This is a genomic window from Agromyces kandeliae (assembly GCF_009674665.1).
Taxonomy (GTDB): domain Bacteria; phylum Actinomycetota; class Actinomycetes; order Actinomycetales; family Microbacteriaceae; genus Agromyces; species Agromyces kandeliae.
Map to the genome: position 1 here is coordinate 68,548 of NZ_WKJD01000008.1, position 15,705 is coordinate 84,252.

Annotated in this window: 15 protein-coding genes and 1 tRNA gene; 8 read left to right on the forward strand and 8 right to left on the reverse strand. The window is 71.0% G+C overall.

The annotated features are described in order from the left end of the window. The gene (locus GJR97_RS05225; protein WP_154345466.1) at positions 1-354 is read left to right on the forward strand and encodes a DUF7882 family protein; all 354 of its coding nucleotides are present in this window, start codon (positions 1-3) and stop codon (positions 352-354) included. On the opposite strand, the gene GJR97_RS05230 is transcribed toward GJR97_RS05225, so the two are convergent. Together GJR97_RS05230 and GJR97_RS05235 are read right to left on the reverse strand one after the other, a co-directional pair. Beyond that, a complete protein-coding gene (locus GJR97_RS05230) occupies positions 351-890 on the reverse strand; it encodes an SRPBCC family protein (RefSeq protein WP_154345467.1) in 540 nt (179 codons plus the stop codon). The genes GJR97_RS05225 and GJR97_RS05230 overlap by 4 nt on opposite strands. A 123-nt stretch (positions 891-1,013) precedes the next feature. Next, positions 1,014-1,337, reverse strand: a complete 324-nt coding sequence (locus GJR97_RS05235; RefSeq protein ID WP_154345468.1) for a DUF7882 family protein — start codon at positions 1,335-1,337, stop codon at positions 1,014-1,016. Between the two features lie 205 nt (positions 1,338-1,542). Here GJR97_RS05235 and GJR97_RS05240 point away from each other — a divergent pair. Next, positions 1,543-1,615 (forward strand) — tRNA-Arg (locus GJR97_RS05240). Between the two features lie 102 nt (positions 1,616-1,717). On the opposite strand, the gene GJR97_RS05245 is transcribed toward GJR97_RS05240, so the two are convergent. Further along, positions 1,718-3,658, reverse strand: a complete 1,941-nt coding sequence (locus GJR97_RS05245; RefSeq protein ID WP_154345469.1) for an alpha-amylase family protein — start codon at positions 3,656-3,658, stop codon at positions 1,718-1,720. A gap of 102 nt (positions 3,659-3,760) precedes the next feature. Between GJR97_RS05245 and GJR97_RS05250 the strand changes: the two genes are divergently transcribed. From GJR97_RS05250 to GJR97_RS05265, 4 genes are all read left to right on the forward strand, one after another. Continuing rightward, positions 3,761-5,638 (forward strand): glycoside hydrolase family 15 protein, encoded by a 1,878-nt coding sequence (locus GJR97_RS05250; RefSeq protein ID WP_154345470.1) that lies wholly within the window; start codon positions 3,761-3,763, stop codon positions 5,636-5,638. 177 nt (positions 5,639-5,815) lie between these two features. Beyond that, entirely contained in the window at positions 5,816-7,030 is a 1,215-nt protein-coding gene (locus GJR97_RS05255) for a DUF998 domain-containing protein (protein ID WP_154345471.1), read from the forward strand. A 41-nt stretch (positions 7,031-7,071) separates the two neighbouring features. Then, positions 7,072-7,386: a GNAT family N-acetyltransferase gene (locus GJR97_RS05260; protein ID WP_324613180.1), complete on the forward strand. Its 315-nt coding sequence runs from the start codon at positions 7,072-7,074 to the stop codon at positions 7,384-7,386. Positions 7,387-7,907: 521 nt separating this feature from the next. Then, complete coding sequence (locus GJR97_RS05265; protein WP_195760612.1) at positions 7,908-9,776, forward strand: S41 family peptidase; 1,869 nt, start codon at positions 7,908-7,910, stop codon at positions 9,774-9,776. A 44-nt stretch (positions 9,777-9,820) separates the two neighbouring features. Here GJR97_RS05265 and GJR97_RS05270 read toward each other — a convergent pair whose 3' ends face one another. The 3 genes from GJR97_RS05270 to upp all read right to left on the reverse strand — a co-directional run bounded on the left by GJR97_RS05270 (position 9,821) and on the right by upp (position 12,591). After that, positions 9,821-10,288 carry a MarR family winged helix-turn-helix transcriptional regulator gene (locus GJR97_RS05270; protein ID WP_324613181.1) on the reverse strand — a complete coding sequence of 156 codons (468 nt, stop codon included), beginning with the start codon at positions 10,286-10,288 and terminating at the stop codon, positions 9,821-9,823. A gap of 319 nt (positions 10,289-10,607) precedes the next feature. Further along, a complete protein-coding gene (locus tag GJR97_RS05275; RefSeq protein WP_154345474.1) occupies positions 10,608-11,417 on the reverse strand; it encodes a winged helix-turn-helix domain-containing protein in 810 nt (269 codons plus the stop codon). 541 nt (positions 11,418-11,958) lie between these two features. Further along, positions 11,959-12,591 (reverse strand): uracil phosphoribosyltransferase, encoded by a 633-nt coding sequence (gene upp / locus GJR97_RS05285; RefSeq protein ID WP_154345475.1) that lies wholly within the window; start codon positions 12,589-12,591, stop codon positions 11,959-11,961. Between the two features lie 48 nt (positions 12,592-12,639). Between upp and tadA the strand changes: the two genes are divergently transcribed. After that, positions 12,640-13,122 (forward strand): tRNA adenosine(34) deaminase TadA, encoded by a 483-nt coding sequence (gene tadA / locus GJR97_RS05290; protein WP_229276005.1) that lies wholly within the window; start codon positions 12,640-12,642, stop codon positions 13,120-13,122. Position 13,123: 1 nt separating this feature from the next. On the opposite strand, the gene GJR97_RS05295 is transcribed toward tadA, so the two are convergent. Together GJR97_RS05295 and GJR97_RS05300 are read right to left on the reverse strand one after the other, a co-directional pair. Next, positions 13,124-13,873, reverse strand: coding sequence for a glutamine amidotransferase-related protein (locus GJR97_RS05295; protein ID WP_154345476.1), 750 nt, complete (start codon positions 13,871-13,873; stop codon positions 13,124-13,126). Next, complete coding sequence (locus GJR97_RS05300) at positions 13,870-14,832, reverse strand: cation diffusion facilitator family transporter (RefSeq protein WP_154345477.1); 963 nt, start codon at positions 14,830-14,832, stop codon at positions 13,870-13,872. The genes GJR97_RS05295 and GJR97_RS05300 overlap by 4 nt, the downstream gene beginning before the upstream one ends. A gap of 23 nt (positions 14,833-14,855) precedes the next feature. Here GJR97_RS05300 and proC point away from each other — a divergent pair, with 23 nt between their 5' ends. After that, positions 14,856-15,704 carry a pyrroline-5-carboxylate reductase gene (gene proC / locus GJR97_RS05305; protein WP_154345478.1) on the forward strand — a complete coding sequence of 283 codons (849 nt, stop codon included), beginning with the start codon at positions 14,856-14,858 and terminating at the stop codon, positions 15,702-15,704. Position 15,705: the final 1 nt, after the last annotated feature.

Here is a 15,705-nt window from a genome sequence, read left to right on the forward strand (position 1 = left end):
ATGGGAACCCTGTACTACGGGAACGCCGGGACGCCGATCGGAATCGAGGACAGGGCGTTGGCGCATCTGCAGGTCGCGGTCGTCACGAAGCTCCGTCGCGGCGAATCCTTCACGGTGTCGTGGCAGCACCCCGAGGAGCAGCCGGACGGACGCAGCACCCTGTGGCTCCACCCGAACATCCCACTGAGGTTCGTCTTCGACGACGCCGAGCCGCCCGAGCTCAGCCGGTCCTACCTCGAGGAGCTCATGCGCAGCGCGAACTCGACGGGCGGCATCCAGCTGGTGCCCGAGCAGATCGACCTCGAGTCGGCTTCCGCCGACGAGGGCGACGGGTCCGAGCCCGCTGACGCCTAGGGTCGCAGGTCCGGGTCCTCGCCGACGACGCCGTCCGCGTCGAATGCACCGGAACCGGCGGTCGCGGTCGCCGCACCGCCCCCGTGCACCTCGCCGCGCCAGGTCCCGGTCGGCAGCTCGCGCGCCTCGATGAACTCCTTGAACTTCCGGAGGTCGTGCTCGACCTGCCGGTCGTCGAATCCGAGCGCGGCGCCCGCCTCCTCGACGAAGCCCTCGGGCTCCCACTCGACCGTCACGTCCACGCGCGTCCGGTCCGCCGAGAGCGGACGGAACACGACACGACCGCGATGGTCGACCTCAGCGGTCGTGCTGTGCCAGGCGACGTGATCGTCGGGGACCTGGTCGGAGATGTCGGCGTCGAACTCCCGGGTGACGCCGCCGATCGACACCACCCAGTGGGTCGTCGCGTCGTCGACCTGACGGATCGCGTCCACGCCGCTCATGAACTCCGGGAACGTCTCGAACTGGGTCCACTGGTCGTAGGCCACGCGAACCGGGACGTCCACCTCGATGTCGGCGGTCACGGTCGTGCTCATGGTGTTCTCCCTCCGTCGCGACGCGCAGTGGTGCGCGTCGGGCCGCCACCGTAGGCAGGCCGGCATCGGAGGATCGAGGGGTTGCCGTGGGGGAGGACGGCTGTTATCGCCCGGGGGCCGTGCTCACTCGAAGTCGAAGGGTTCGTTCTCGTCGGGCTCGGGCACGTTCTGCAGGCCGCTCGTGCTGTTGGCGGAGAGGAGCATCTGCTCGATCCACAGGCGGTTGAGCTTCGGCGGGCGGTTGCCGCTGAACACGAACTGCAGCGGAACCGACTCGTGGAGCCAGAGCGTGGTGCGGCCGCTGCCGTGCTCGATTCCGTGGTCCCAGGTCATGGCGAAGCTCTCGGACCGACGCAGCTTGTTGATGATGGCGACGCGCAGGTGCGCGAGGGTGCGGTCCTCGATCTCGATCTCGCGGTTCGAGGAGTTGTAGATCAGCTTGCCCATGGCGGAATGCTAGTGCCGACCGCGGCTTCGGGGACCACCCGCTTCCGATCGGGGATATCCGATCGCCCGCGCGTCCACGGGTCTCACGGCGACGGCGACGGGCGCGACGCGCCCGGGCGGACGCGCTCGATTGGCGCACGGACACGACGTGGGATAGAGTAACCGGGTTGCCTGATGAGCCGAGAGGTTCCGGGCGACATCCCATGCGCCCGTAGCTCAATGGATAGAGCATCTGACTACGGATCAGAAGGTTGGGGGTTCGAGTCCCTCCGGGCGCGCAGGGTGAGGCCCCGGATCACCGCAGAAGCTGCGGATCCGGGGCTTCGTTCGTCGGCGCCACGCTGGTTCGTCCCGCTCCTCGACCCGCGGCGGCTCCCTCGTCAGAAGCGCGGCGGCTCCTCGGCGGGACGCACCCGCAGCCATGCGACGTGGCACGGATCGAGCACGATGCCCCGCTCGAGCGAGACCCGCCGATCGGTGATGAGTTCGTGCGCCTCGGGTGCGAACCCCGAGAGCGTGAGCGCGTCGATCGTCGCCGGTGCGTCGCCGACGTTCGCGAGGCAGAGCACCGCGCCGGGCGCGCCGGGCGCTGCCGTGCCATCCGTCGCCGCCGGGCGCTGGTACGCCAGGACCGTGGGGTGGTTCGGGTCGAACGGCGTGAGCCGCCCGCCCGCGAACTCGGGTGTGCCACGTCGCACGTGGATCAGGCGGGTGAGTCCGGCGTACACCGCGCCGGACGGGGTGTCGCGGTCGTACCGAGCGGCGTACGCGTCGGCGGGGCGGCGCGGCCGGTTGACCCAGCGGCTGTCGTCGGCGAGTGCGGGGTCGTCGACGTAGCCGTAGTCGTTCAACTGGGCGACCTCGTCGCCGAGGTAGACGAGCGGGATGCCGCCGGTCGACAGCGCGATCGCGTGGGCGAGCAGCACGCGGTCGACGCCGTGCGGGTCTCCGGCCTCGACGCCCGCGAGCGACGCCGTCGTGCCGGCCACGCGTGCATCTCCCGTGCGCGGGTTCTCCTGGAACGGCACGCCGCGCGCGAAGCTGCCGGGGAAGCGGTTCACGTAGAACGCGTTGAGGAACCGGCGATGGTCGAAGCCGTCGATGCCGAGTTCGGCGGCGTCCTCGTCGGCGAACGTCCAGCCGATGTCGTCGTGGCCGCGTACGTAGTTCACCCACGCGCAGCCGTCGGGGATCGCGTGCCGGCGTTCGAGGGCCTGACCGAGCATCCGCGGGTCGCGCGTCGCGAGGGCGTCCCAGGTGAGCGCCATCTGCAGCGGGTTGTACGAGAGCTGGCACTCGGCGGGTGAGATGTACTCGACGACCTCGTCGGGGTGCACGATCGCCTCGGACTTGAACAGCAGACTCGGCGCGGCGATGCGCAGCACCGCGTTGAACGCCTGGAGCAGGAGGTGCGCCTCGGGCAGCGACTCGCACGGGGTGCCGAGCCGCTTCCAGATGAAGGCGACCGCGTCCATGCGCAGCACGTCGACGCCGAGGTTCGCGAGGAACAGCATCTCGCCGGCCATCGCCCGGAACACCGCGGGGTTGGCATAGTTCAGGTCCCACTGGAACGAGTGGAAGGTCGCCCAGATCCAGCGCCCGTCGGGCAACTGGACGAACGACCCGGCGTGGTCGTCGGGGAAGATCTCGCGGACCGTCCGCTCGTACGCGTCGGGCATCGTCCGATCGGGGAAGATCAGGTAGAAGTCCTCGTGGGCCGGATCGCCCGCGACCGCGCGCCTGGCCCATTCGTGGTCGGACGCGGTGTGGTTGAAGATGAAGTCGAGCACGAGCGAGATGCCGTTCGCCCGGAGATCGGCGGCCAGGTCGCGCAGGTCGTCGATCGTGCCGAGGTGCGGCGCGACCGCGCGGTAGCTCGACACCGCGTACCCGCCGTCGGAGTTGCCCTCGGGAACGGCGAACAGCGGCATGAGGTGGAGGTAGGTCAGGCCGAGCTCGACGAACTCGGGGATCCGCGCCCGGATGCCGGCCAGGTCGCCCCCGTAGCGGTCGACGTAGCAGACGCCGCCGAGCATGGCGTTCGAGAGGTACCAGGTCGAATCCTCCTCCCGGCGCGCATCGGCCGCCTTCAGCTCGGTCGGACGTTCGGACCAGGATGCCGCCGCGTCGGCGATCACGCCGGCGAGGACGTCGAGGGCGTCGTCGCGCTCGCCGTAGAGACGGTGGAACAGTCCGTGCAGCACGGGGAAGGCGGAGGAGAGGCGCCGCTCGAAGTCGGCGTCGCGGTGGGCGGATGCGGCGGGATCCGCAGGGCGGACCCGGGCGAGGTCGACGTCGGCGTCGGTTCCCATTCGTGCCATACGCCCAGCCTGCACCATCCGCACCGCTGCGGCCCGGTACCCGCTGCCCTTGCCCCTCACCCGCTCGCGTGCCACGATCCCGAGTGGGGGAAGGGGCGACGCATGGCGAAGCGGTACCCGGACATCAGCGACCACGGCCTGATCGGCGACCTGCAGACGGCGGCGCTCGTCTCGACCGACGGCACCATCGACTGGTTCTGCAGTCCGAGGTTCGACGCCCCGAGCGTGTTCGGTTCGCTCATCGACTCCCAGAAGGGCGGCTTCTTCCGCATCCGCCCGGTCGGCATGGAGTACGTGACCCGGCAGCTGTACCTGCCGGACACCGCCATCCTCATCACCAGGTTCCTCACGGATGCGGGCGTCGGCGAGGTGATCGACTTCATGCCGATCGCCGAGGGCCCCGCGACCGACCGGCACGCCATCGTGCGGATGGTGCGGGTGGTCCGGGGTGAGATGACCTTCGAGGGCGAGATCCAGCCGCGCTTCGACTACGGTCGCGCACCGCACCGGCTCGTGCCGTCCGGGCCGGGCGCGAAGTTCGTCTCCGACGACCTCGTGCTGACCCTCCATCGCGTCGGGGACCCGATCCTCCACGGCGACGAGCGTGCCGGGAAGGTCGAGGTCGTCGACCGGGGGGTCAAGGTCACGATCACGCTCCGCGCCGGGGAGCTCACCGGCGTCATGCTGGAATCCGGCGACGTCGATGCCCGCCAGATCAGCGAGGACGAGCTCATCGGCACGTTCCTGGAGACGCGACGCTACTGGCGCCGCTGGAACGACCGCTCGACGTACACCGGCCGGTGGCGGGAGATGGTCGCCCGGTCGGCGATCACGCTGAAGCTCATGACGTACGCGCCCACGGGCGCGCTCGTGGCCGCGCCGACGACGGGGCTGCCCGAGCAGATCGGCGGCGAACGGAACTGGGACTACCGGTACACGTGGATCCGGGACGCCTCCTTCTCGGTCTACGCGCTGCTCAGCCTCGGCTACCAGGACGAGGCGGAGGCCTTCGTCGGCTGGCTGCTCCAGCGGATCCACGAGGGCGTGGGGTCCGACACGGCGCCCCTGCGGATCATGTACCGCGTCGACGGCTCGTCGGACCTCGCCGAGGAGACGCTCGACCACCTCGCCGGGTATCGGAAGTCCAAGCCGGTCCGCGTCGGGAACGGCGCGTCGGACCAGGTCCAGCTCGACATCTTCGGCGAGGCGATGGACTCGATCCACCTCGCCGACACGCACGGCCTCGAGCTGCCGCACGCCGGGTGGATGAAGGTCCGGGAGATGCTCGACTGGCTCTGCGACCACTGGGACACGCCCGAGGAGGGCATCTGGGAGACGCGTGGCGGGCCGCAGAAGTTCACCTACGGACGTTTCATGTCGTGGGTCGCGCTCGATCGCGGCATCCGCATCGCCCGGTCGCACGGGCGGCCCGCGTCGATGACCCGCTGGGTGCACGAGCGCGACCGGATCTACGAGCGCATCATGGAGTCCTTCGACCCCACGCGCCAGGCCTTCGTGCAGCACGAGGGCAGCGACGTGCTCGACGCGTCGCTCCTGCTCATGCCCCTGATGGGGTTCATCACGCCGCGCGACCCGATGTGGATGTCGACGCTCGAGGCGATCGACGAGTCGCTCGTCTCGGACAGCCTCGTCTACCGGTACGACCCCGCTGCCGCGCCCGACGGGCTGAGGGGCTCGGAGGGCACGTTCACCCTGTGCTCGTTCTGGTACGTCGACGCCCTCGCACGCTCCGGCCGCCTCGACGAGGCGCGACTCGTGTTCGAGAAGATGCTCACCTATGCCAACCACCTCGGCCTGTACGCCGAGGAGATCGGGCTCACGGGCGAGCAGCTCGGGAACTTCCCGCAGGCCTTCAGCCACCTCGCGCTGATCAACGCTGCGGTCAACCTCGACTACCAGCTCGACCACGGCTCGGGCGACGTCGAGCCGGTCCTCCGGCGTGGCCGACGGATCGACTGACCGCGCCGCGGTCGGGCGCCGGCTCCGAACCGAGGAGCGGGCGGATGACGCGTGCGCGCGGTCGGCGCCTGTGAATCCGCCATGGATCCCCGCTGTCCCCCGGAAACGGTCTTCGGCGGGACGGAGCCCTCCGGTTAGGCTCTCACCGGTCAGATTCCCGCGATCGAGAGTTCGACTATGAGGGGTGCGAGCGCCGCTGCGACCGGCCAGGCGCCGGTCGCCCGTCACGCTGCCCTGGTGTCGGCGATGGTCGCGATCGCGATCGCCGTCGCCGTCGCCGCCGCGACCCGGCTCATCCACCTCGTCCCCCACGCCCACGAGGGCGTGCACGGCCTCGGGCATGTCGTGGTCGACGTGCTCTGCCTCGTCGTCGCGGTGCTCGTGGCGCTGCTCCTGCTCGCGGCGCTCACGGTCGCCTCCGTGCCCGAGCGGCGACGTGCGGGGCGTTCGGGGTGCTTCGTGCCGCAGGCGAGCCCCCAGATCGGCGCGTTCGCGAACGCCTCGGTGTGGGCGACGATCGCAGCACTCGCGGTCGGCAGTTCCGCCGAGGCCTTCGACGGATTCCCGGGCGGCCACCTCGCTGCGTGCGCCGCGCTCGCGGGTGGGCTGGGGGCCACGACCGGCGCAGTCCATCACCGAGCCCACCACCTGTCCGTCTACCGATCGTTCAACGTCGTCGCGATGCTCCTCGCGGCCGGATGCCTCGCGAGCATGAGCCTCACGGACACAGGCGAGTGGTGGGCGCGCAACTTCAGCACGCTCGGCACGTCCGACGACGTCGCCGCCGTCTGGTTCAACGCCGGCCTGGTGCTCTCGGGCGGGGCGATGGCGGCGATGGCCGGTCGGCTCGTCCGGGGGCTCGCACGCCCCGAGTACCGGCCGCGCAGGGGCGCGCGCGTCGTCGTCCACGCGTTCGTCGGCATCATCGGCTTCGCGCTCGCCGGCGTCGGGCTCGTGCCGATCGACGCCGACGAGACGCTGCACAACGTGTTCGCCAGCGCCGCCGGCGCCGCGTTCTTCCTGCTGGCCGCCGGGTCGCCATGGCTGGTGCGACGGATGCCGCGCAGGCTCGTCGCGACGTCGGTCGCGGCGCTCCTCACCGAGGTGGCGGCATGGGTGGTCTACGACGGGCTCGGCTGGGCGTCGCTGACGGTGTTCGAGGTCGTCGCCTTCGCGCTCGTGTTCGTCTGGCTCATCGCGTTGGTCGTCACGACGCATCCCGAACGCGTCGACGCGCCCGCCCTCGCGGCGGCGGTCGGCGAGCTGGTCGCGGCTCCTGCACGTGGCGCGGTCGCGGTCGGCGACCGGGTCCGCACGACGACGATCCCGACGTTCGCGTTCGCCGGAGTTCCGCCGCCGGGAATGCATCCGAGCCTCGCGCGTTCCACCTGATGAGCCTGCGGGCCGACCGGCCCGCGAGGAGAGGAGACCCCGTGACCGACGACGATGTCGAAATCGTCCGCGACGACGAGGCGAGCCGCTATCGGCTCCTGCTCGGCGGTGGCCAGGCGGGCTTCGCGAAGTTCCGAGCGAGTCCCGGCCGGATCATCTTCACCCACACGGTGGTCGACCCGGCGTTCGAGGGCCGCGGCCTCGGCTCGATGCTCGCGAGGTGGGTCGTGGAGGATGCGATCCGACGCGGCGAGCGGATCGTGCCGCGGTGCCCGTTCATCGCCGCGTGGCTCCGGAAGCACCCGGGCTACGAGGAGTCGATCGACTGGCCCGGCGGGCAGTCCGCCACCGCCTGAGCACGGCCCGAACCGGAACCTCGCGTCCGATCAGTGCCCCCCGCTCTGGGGCACTGCCGCCGTCTCGGCAAAACGATACGATTCCTCAATACCCGAGTCGGGACCCGACCCGACAGATCGCTGCACCGCGGCGAATGCGACCGGATGTCCCAGCACGGTCGCTCGGGAGGTGGCTCGCCGAGCTCAGTTCGGGTCGCTCGGCGGGGAGGGCCTCCTGTGAGGCCGCGGTGGGGCGGGAGGTAGGGTTCCCGTCCCACCGTCATGCCCGCACGCGGCCCCGCGTCCCAGAAAATGAGGACTGTTCGATTCTCTCGAGAGGGAGTAGGAACAGGAGCGGAGCATCGATGCGCCGGAGCGCGCCATCCTCCAGCGCCGATGCGCCGCCGAGCAGATCGCTCGGCCCGACCGGGCGACGGCGGGCGCCGGAGCGCGCCGCGCCCCGAGGCATCCGGGGGGATGACATGCCGTCGATCAACGTCATCGGGATGGGGCGCGGCCACGGACTGGGAACGGTTCGCACCATGCCGGAATTCCGGACCCATGTGGAGTCGAGCGCCCTCACCGATGCCCAGCGCCGGACGCTCGTCGACCAGGCCGAGATCCTGATCGACGGGCTCTACGTCCACCTGCCGCTGAAGCGCGCGATGCACGCCGTCGACCCGCTCCAGAGCCTGCGACTGCTCCGATCCCGGCTGCCCATGCTGACCGAGCCGGAGTTCCACATCGCGCTGCAGCGGGTCTTCCTCGGCCTGCGCGACCTGCACACGAACTACATCCTCCCCGACCGGTACGTCGGCTTCGCCTTCCTCGGCATCCTGGTCGAGCGCTGCGTGGAGGGCGGTCGGCCGCAGTGGATCGTCACGAAGACGTTCGACCACCTCACGGGCGACCCCGACCTGGTCGTCGGCGCCGAGGTGACGCACTGGAACGGCACGCCGATGGCGATCGCGGTCGAACGCAACGCCGCCCGCGAAGCCGGCAGCAACAAGCCGGCCAGCCTCGCCCGAGGGCTGGAGAACATGACGATCCGACCGGTGCGGATGTCGCTTCCGCCCGATGAGGACTGGGTGGACCTGACGTACCGCGTCGGTGGCGCGGAGCACGAGACGCGCCTGCCGTGGCGCGTGTTCGAATCCTCCGCGGAGGTGGGCGGCGGCGATGCGAGCGCGGGGCTGCCGAGCGGCATCGCCTCGCCGGCGTCGCACCTGATCGGGCTGGACCTGAAGACCGAACTCAGCCGCCAGGTGAAACGGCGGCTGTTCGCGCCCTCGTCGCTGAAGGAGGAGGCGCGCGTCGAGCGCAGTACGCTCGACGTTCCGCGGGCCACCAAGGCGCAGCAGGAGGCCGGCATCGTGCCGACCACGCGGCCGACCGAGCTCAAGGCCCGCACGGTCACGACGGCCAGTGGCACGTTCGGGCACCTGCGGATCTTCACGTTCTTCATGCAGGACCGCCAGATCGCGGCGTTCATCGAGGAGGTCGCGCGCCTGATCTCGGTGCTGCCCCGGGACGGGCTGATCCTCGACGTCCGCGGGAACGGCGGCGGCTTCGTCATCGCGTCCGAGTTCCTGCTGCAGTTCTTCACGCCCCGGCGGATCAGGCCCGAGCCGATGCAGTTCATCAACACCCGACTGACCGCGGACCTCTGCGGCCGTGTGGCCGACTACCGCGACTGGAAGCCCTCGATCGACGAGTCGATCACGACGGGGGCGCCGTTCTCGCGGGCGCTGCCGCTCTACCCGGAGGACGTCGTCAACGGCGTCGGCCAGCTCTACCACGGCCCGGTCGTGCTGGTCACCGACGCCCTCTGCTACAGCGCGACCGACATCTTCGCCGCCGGCTTCCAGGATCATGCGATCGGCCCCGTGCTCGGCGTCGACGAGAACACCGGAGCGGGCGGTGCGAACGTGCTGACCCACGAGGACCTGCGGGCGGAGTGGACGGGTGGCCCGCTGCGATCGCTGCCGTCGGGCGCCGCGTATCGGGTGTCGCTCAGGCGTTGCCTGAGGGTGGGCGATCGCTTCGGCCAGCCGGTCGAGGATCTCGGGGTCGTGCCCGACGAGTCCCACCAGCTCACCCGTCGGGACGTGATGGAGGACAACGTGGACCTCATGGAGACCGCGGGGACGCTGCTGGCCGCGGGAACCGCCCGGCTGCTCGAGGCCGAGCTCGGCGCCACGGCGAACGGGCGGCGCACCCTCACGCTGCAGACCGACTCGATCGACAGCGTCGACGTCTACCTCGACGGACGGCCGGTGGGCACCACGATCACCCAGGACGGGACCACCGAGCTCGAGGTCGCGGTCGCCGGCGCGAGCGCCGACAGCGTGCTCCGACTGGAGGGGTTCGACGGCGACGACCTCGTGGCGTCGCGCCTGATCGCGTTGTAGCGTCGCCGACGTCCCGGCGTCCCGACGTCCCGACGTCCGCCGGATCAGTCGCCCGGCCGGTGGTCGGGCCGGGTCGCGTCCTGCGCCTCGCGGAGCCGATCGCACAGGCCGATGAGCTGCTGCAGCTCGTCGTCGTCGAGGGTGCCGCCGACGCGGTCGGTGATGGCCTCCATGTGGTGGATGGCGGCGCGGCGGAACTCCTGGAAGCCCTTCGCGGTGAGGTGCACGATCGTGCCGCGACCATCGAGGGGGTCGTCGGTCTTCTCGACCCACTCGCGCGCGGCGAGTCGGTCGACGAGTCGGCTCACGCTCGGCTGCGAGATGAGGACGTGCCGATTGAGCTCCTTCAGTCGGAGCCGTCGGCCGGGCGCGCGCGAGAGGTTGAAGAGCACGTCGTACTCGTTGAGCGACATGACCTCGGTCGGGAACTCGGCCGAGAGCCGTCGCATGATCGAGACCTGGGCGCGGAACAGCGCCTCCCAGGCCGCCACCGCCATCGCGCGATCCGCCAATCCCGGCTCCTCTCCTCGGACGGGCGGCGCACCGCCGCCGATGAGACCAAGGATAGGGATGCATGGACTCCCGTGGTCGTCCGGTGGCCGGGATGGCGTGGCCGGGGCCCCTCAACTGGGGGCGGACACGGTTGAGGGCCGGTCGTAGAGGCTGACGACCGGCCCTCTCCCTTGCACCAAGAGTGTCCTGCAATCACATTCCGCACCGGCCGCCACAGCAAACAACCGGTGCGCTACGAATATATAACGGATCGATAACGGGCGCTAGTGGAATGTGCCCCGAATGCGGGGGAGTTTCCTGCGAGTCCGGAGTCGAAGCTCAGAACACGTCGGGGCTCGGCGTGGAGGCCTGGCGGATGGAGACGTCCGCATGCCGGTCGAACCGGTAGCCGACGCCGCGGACCGTCCGCACGATGTCCTGGTAGTGCGCGAGCTTCGAGCGCAGCCGGCGGATGTGCACGTCGATGGTGCGCTCGTTCGGGATCTCGTCGTCGCCGGCCCAGAGCCCGTCGATGAGCTCGTGGCGGTCGATCGTGCGGCCCTCGCGGAGGACGAGGTACTGCAGGAGCTCGAACTCCTTGTACGTCAGGCCGGCGGGCTCGCCGTCGAGCAGGACGCGCTTCCGCGAGATGTCGATGATGACGCCGTCGGGGTGGCGATCGGCGTCGTCGCTGAGCCCCTGCGCCTCGCGCTGGCGGGCGAGCGCCGCCGGGTCCTGCAGGGCGAGCCGGACGACGTCGACGTCGCGGCCGCCGGCGCCCTCGGGTGCGAGGGCGACGGCCGCGTAGGTCTCGGCCGAGGGGGCGAGCTCCGCGGTGAGCGTGCGCAGTGCCTCGACGATGCGGTGCAGGCTCGTGCCGTCGGCCGCGGCCTTCAGCTCGTCGATGCCGACGTAGAGGACGAAGCCGCGCGCCTCGGTGCCCTCGGGCACGGCGCGGACCCTCGGTGCCGCGTGCGCCGCAGATGCCGCGGGCGAGACGGGCGCCGCGGTCGGAGTGCCGGCGGGGTTCGGTGCGGCCGCCGGGGCCTCGGTGCGGGCAGCGGTCGGCTGGGGTCGGTACGCCGCCGGGTGCGTCGGGCGGGCGACAGGGTGGGCGGTGCGGACGGCGGGAGCGAGGGTGAGAGACATGGCGGATCCTTGTGCTGAAGATGCGTCGACGGCCCCGTCGCAGCGGGGTCGGAGCGAAGGCCCGAGTGGGCCGGGGAGAACCCGATCAGAGCTGTCGGGTTCGACGGAGCCGTTCCGATCGGGGTGGGATCGGTCGCGTGCTCGGCGGGGGTTCGCTGGTCAGCGGCACATTCGACAACACATGGGCGCACGCGCCGGCATCATCGTGCCGGCAGTCCGCTGAGCCTCGAGGGCGGTCAGGGAGCGTGCGGTGTCAGTCATGAGCGAAAGTCAAACCCACGCCCTCGGATGTGTCAAACCGTGACCATCCGAAGACCGTGTGTGACGTCGCACGCGGTGCGCGAGGGGCGACCGAGACGGAGGAGGTCAGACGCCGCCGGGGTTGCTCGCAGAAGATCCTTCGACGAGGCGCGAGTTTCTCGAATCTTGCCAGATCGCTTCCGCGTCGGCGTGTCTCACAGCGAAGATCCTGCGAGGTGAGGGGTTCGTAACACGAAATGTCGGTCACCGGCGCGCCGTGACGCGCGAGCCGCCGGCGAGGTCAGACGGTGCCGTACAACCGGTCGCCGGCGTCGCCGAGGCCCGGCACGATGTAGCCGTGCTCGTTGAGGCGCTCGTCGACCGCGCCGAGCACGACCGTGACGTCGCGGCCGGCCATCGCCTGCTCGACGGCCTGGAGGCCCTCGGGCGCCGCGAGGATGCAGATCGCCGTCACATCCGTCGCCCCGCGTGCGAGCAGGAAGTCGATCGCGGCGATCAGGGAGCCCCCCGTGGCGAGCATGGGATCGAGCACGAAGCACTGGCGACCCGACAGGTCGTCGGGCAGGCGCTCCGCATACGTCGTCGGCTCGAGCGTCTCCTCATTGCGGGCCATGCCCAGGAACCCGACCTCGGCCGACGGCAGGAGCTTCACCATGCCCTCGAGCATGCCGAGGCCCGCGCGCAGGATCGGCACGATGAGCGGCTTCGGGTCGGCGATGCGCACCCCGGTCGTCGGCGCGACCGGGGTCACGATCTCGAGGGGCTCGACGCGCACCTCGCGCGTGCCCTCGTAGGCGAGCAGCGTCATCAGCTCCTCGACGAGCGACCGGAACACCGGCGAGGGCGTGTTCTCGTCGCGGAGCACCGTGAGCTTGTGGGTGACGAGCGGGTGGTCGGCAACGTGGACTCGCATAGGCTCGAGTCTAGTTGCGGGGGTTCCGCCGATGAGAAGGGGCGAACGATGCCGGTGCAGCGCCCTGAGCACGTCGAATGGATGCGGCTCGCCCTCGCCGAGGCATCCGCCGCCCTCGTCACGGGCGACGTGCCCGTCGGCGCCGTCGTGGTCCGCGGCGGCGAGGTCATCGCGACCGGGCGCAACGAGCGCGAGCTCCACGAGGACCCGACGGCGCACGCCGAGCTCCTCGCGATCCGAGAGGCCGCACGCGTCACCGGAGACCGCCACCTCACCGACTGCACGCTCGTCGTCACGCTCGAGCCCTGCGTGATGTGCGCGGGCGCGATCCTCGCCGCACGCGTGCCGACGGTCGTGTTCGGCGCCTGGGACGAGAAGGCCGGCGCCGCCGGCTCGGTCTACGACGTGCTGCGCGATCGTCGACTGAACCACCGGGTCGAGGTCTACGCGGGCATCGAGGCGGATGCCGCGGGGCGCCTGCTGCGCGACTTCTTCGAGGACCCGCTGCGCCGACCGACCGGCGCGGGCTGAGTCAGCTCGCCCGCGGCAGCGCGCCGCGCCGGGCGAGGCCCTCGACGAACTCGCCGAGGATCGCCGCTGATGCCGCGCCGGCGGCGGGGCCGCATGAGACCTGCAGTTCGCGCATCCCGTCGGCAGAGAGCCCGTACTCCGGCAGCTCGTCCCCCCACGCGGCCAGCCAGTCCTCGTGGATCTCGCGATCCACCTCCGGGTGGAACTGCACCGCGAGCAGCCAGTCGCCGCGTCGGAACGCCTGGTTGGCGTACTGCGGCGATCCTGCGAGCCGCTCGACGCCCTCGGGCAGGTCGAACGTGTCGCCGTGCCACTGCACGAATCGCACGCCGGCCGCGTGCCGCACCGGCGAACCCTCGCCCGCCTCGGTGAGCTCGACCCCGAGCCAGCCGACCTCCTTGCGCGGGCCGCGGTACACGTCGGCACCGAGCGCCGCAGCGAGCAGCTGCGCGCCGAGGCATACGCCGAAGATCGGCGCCTCCGCCGCGATACGAGCCCGCAGCAGTGCGAGCTCGTCGGTGAGGTAGGGGTACTCGTCGGCCTGGTAGACGCCCTCGTCACCGCCGAGCACCACGACGAGGTCGGGCGTCAGCGGGTCGATCGCAGTGACGTCCTCGTCCGGTGCATCGAGGAACCGCACCTCGTAGCCGTGCGCCTCGAGCGTCGGCCCGAGGTTGCCCAGGCCGATCGCGGAGTCGTGCCGGAGGACGAGCGCGACGGGGCGGCCGGTCGTGCCGGCGGCATCCGTCATTCGAGGCCCTTGATGACGATCGCGTCGGTGGGCGGCGCCGTGAGGTTCGGATCGACGTAGATGTCGGGCTCGACGTAGATCACGCGCGCCGCGGGCACCGCGTGGCGGATGCGCTGCTCGATGACGTTGATCGCGGTCGACACCTCCGCGAGGGTCTCGCCGCCGTGGAAGCCGAGCTTCGCGGCGACGAGCAGCTCGTCGGGGCCGAGGTAGAGGGTCTTCATGTGGATGATCCGCTCGGCCTCCGGCCCGGCCATGATCGCCTGCCGGATCTTCGCCACGTCGGCCTCGTTCGCGCCCTCGCCCACGAGCAGGCTCTTCGTCTCGACGCCGAGGATGATCGCCACGATGATGAGCAGCGTTCCGATCATGAGCGTGCCGATCGCGTCGAACACCGAGTCGCCCGTGATCACGGTGAGCCCGACGCCCAGGAGGGCGAAGAAGAGACCCGTCAGGGCGGCGACGTCCTCGAGGAGCACGACCGGCAGCTCGGGCGCCTTCGCACGGCGGACGAACTGCACCCAGTTCTGCGTGCCGCGGATCCGGTTCGACTCCTTCACCGCGGTGCGCAGCGAGAGGGACTCGAGGACGATCGCGATGACGAGCACGAGGATGGGCAGCCAGGGCACCTCGAGCTCGTGCGGATGCGTGAGCTTGTCGATGCCCTCGTAGATCGAGAACACGCCGCCGACCGAGAACAGGATGATCGAGACGACGAACGCGTACACGTAGCGCTCGCGCCCGTACCCGAACGGGTGCTCGCGGTCGGCCTCGCGCTTGGCCTGGCGGCCGCCGACGAAGAGCAGCAGCTGGTTGCCGGCATCGGCCACCGAGTGGACGGCCTCCGCGAGCATCGACGCCGACCCGGAGAAGAACCACGCGATGAACTTCGTCAGGGCGATGCCCGTGTTCGCGAGGAATGCCGCCAGGATCGCCTTCGTGCCGCCGGATGCGCTCATGCGCCAATCCTAGGATGGCTGCCATGGCCCCCTCGCAACCCGTTGACCTGCCCGCGATCGCCTTCCTCGGCGCCGGATCGATGGCCCGCGCAGTGCTCGCCGGGCTGCTCCAGCCCCACGTCGCCGTCGCGGGCATCCGCGCCACGAACCGGTCGGAGTCCCGCGCCGCCGAGTTCGCCGACGAGCCGCGCGTGACGGCGTACGCGATCGAGTCGGATGCCGCGGCGAACCGCCGTGCCGTCGCCGGCGCGAAGCTCGTCGTGGTCGCCGTGAAGCCCGCGATGGTGCCCGAGCTCCTCGACGAGATCGCCGACGCGCTCGAGCCCGGCACGATCGTCGTGAGCGTCGCGGCGGGGGTCACGGTCGCGACCTTCGAGGCGCACCTGCCCGAGCACGTCGCCGTGGTGCGCACGATGCCGAACACGCCCGCGGTCGTCGGCCGTGCCGTGACCGGCGTCTCCGCCGGCACGCGGTCGTCGGAGGACGACCTCGCGCTCGTCGTGTCGCTGTTCGAGACGGTCGGCGACGTGCTCGTCGTCCCCGAGTCGCAGCTCGACGCGCTCTCGACGATCTCCGGGTCCGGCCCGGCGTACGTCTTCCTGCTCATCGAGGCGCTCGAGCGGGCGGCGATCGGCAAGGGCTTCACGCCCGAACAGGCGGCCGTGATGGTGCAGGGCACCTTCCGGGGGGCGAGCGAGCTGCTCGCGTCATCCGTCGACGACCCCGCCGAGCTGCGCCGGCGCGTCACGAGCCCGAAGGGCACCACCGAGCGGGCGATCGCCGTGCTCGAGGAGGCCGACCTCGCGGCGCTCTTCGATCGCGCGACCGACGCCGCGCTCGCCCGCGCCCGGGAGCTCGCGGCCGGCGCCTGAT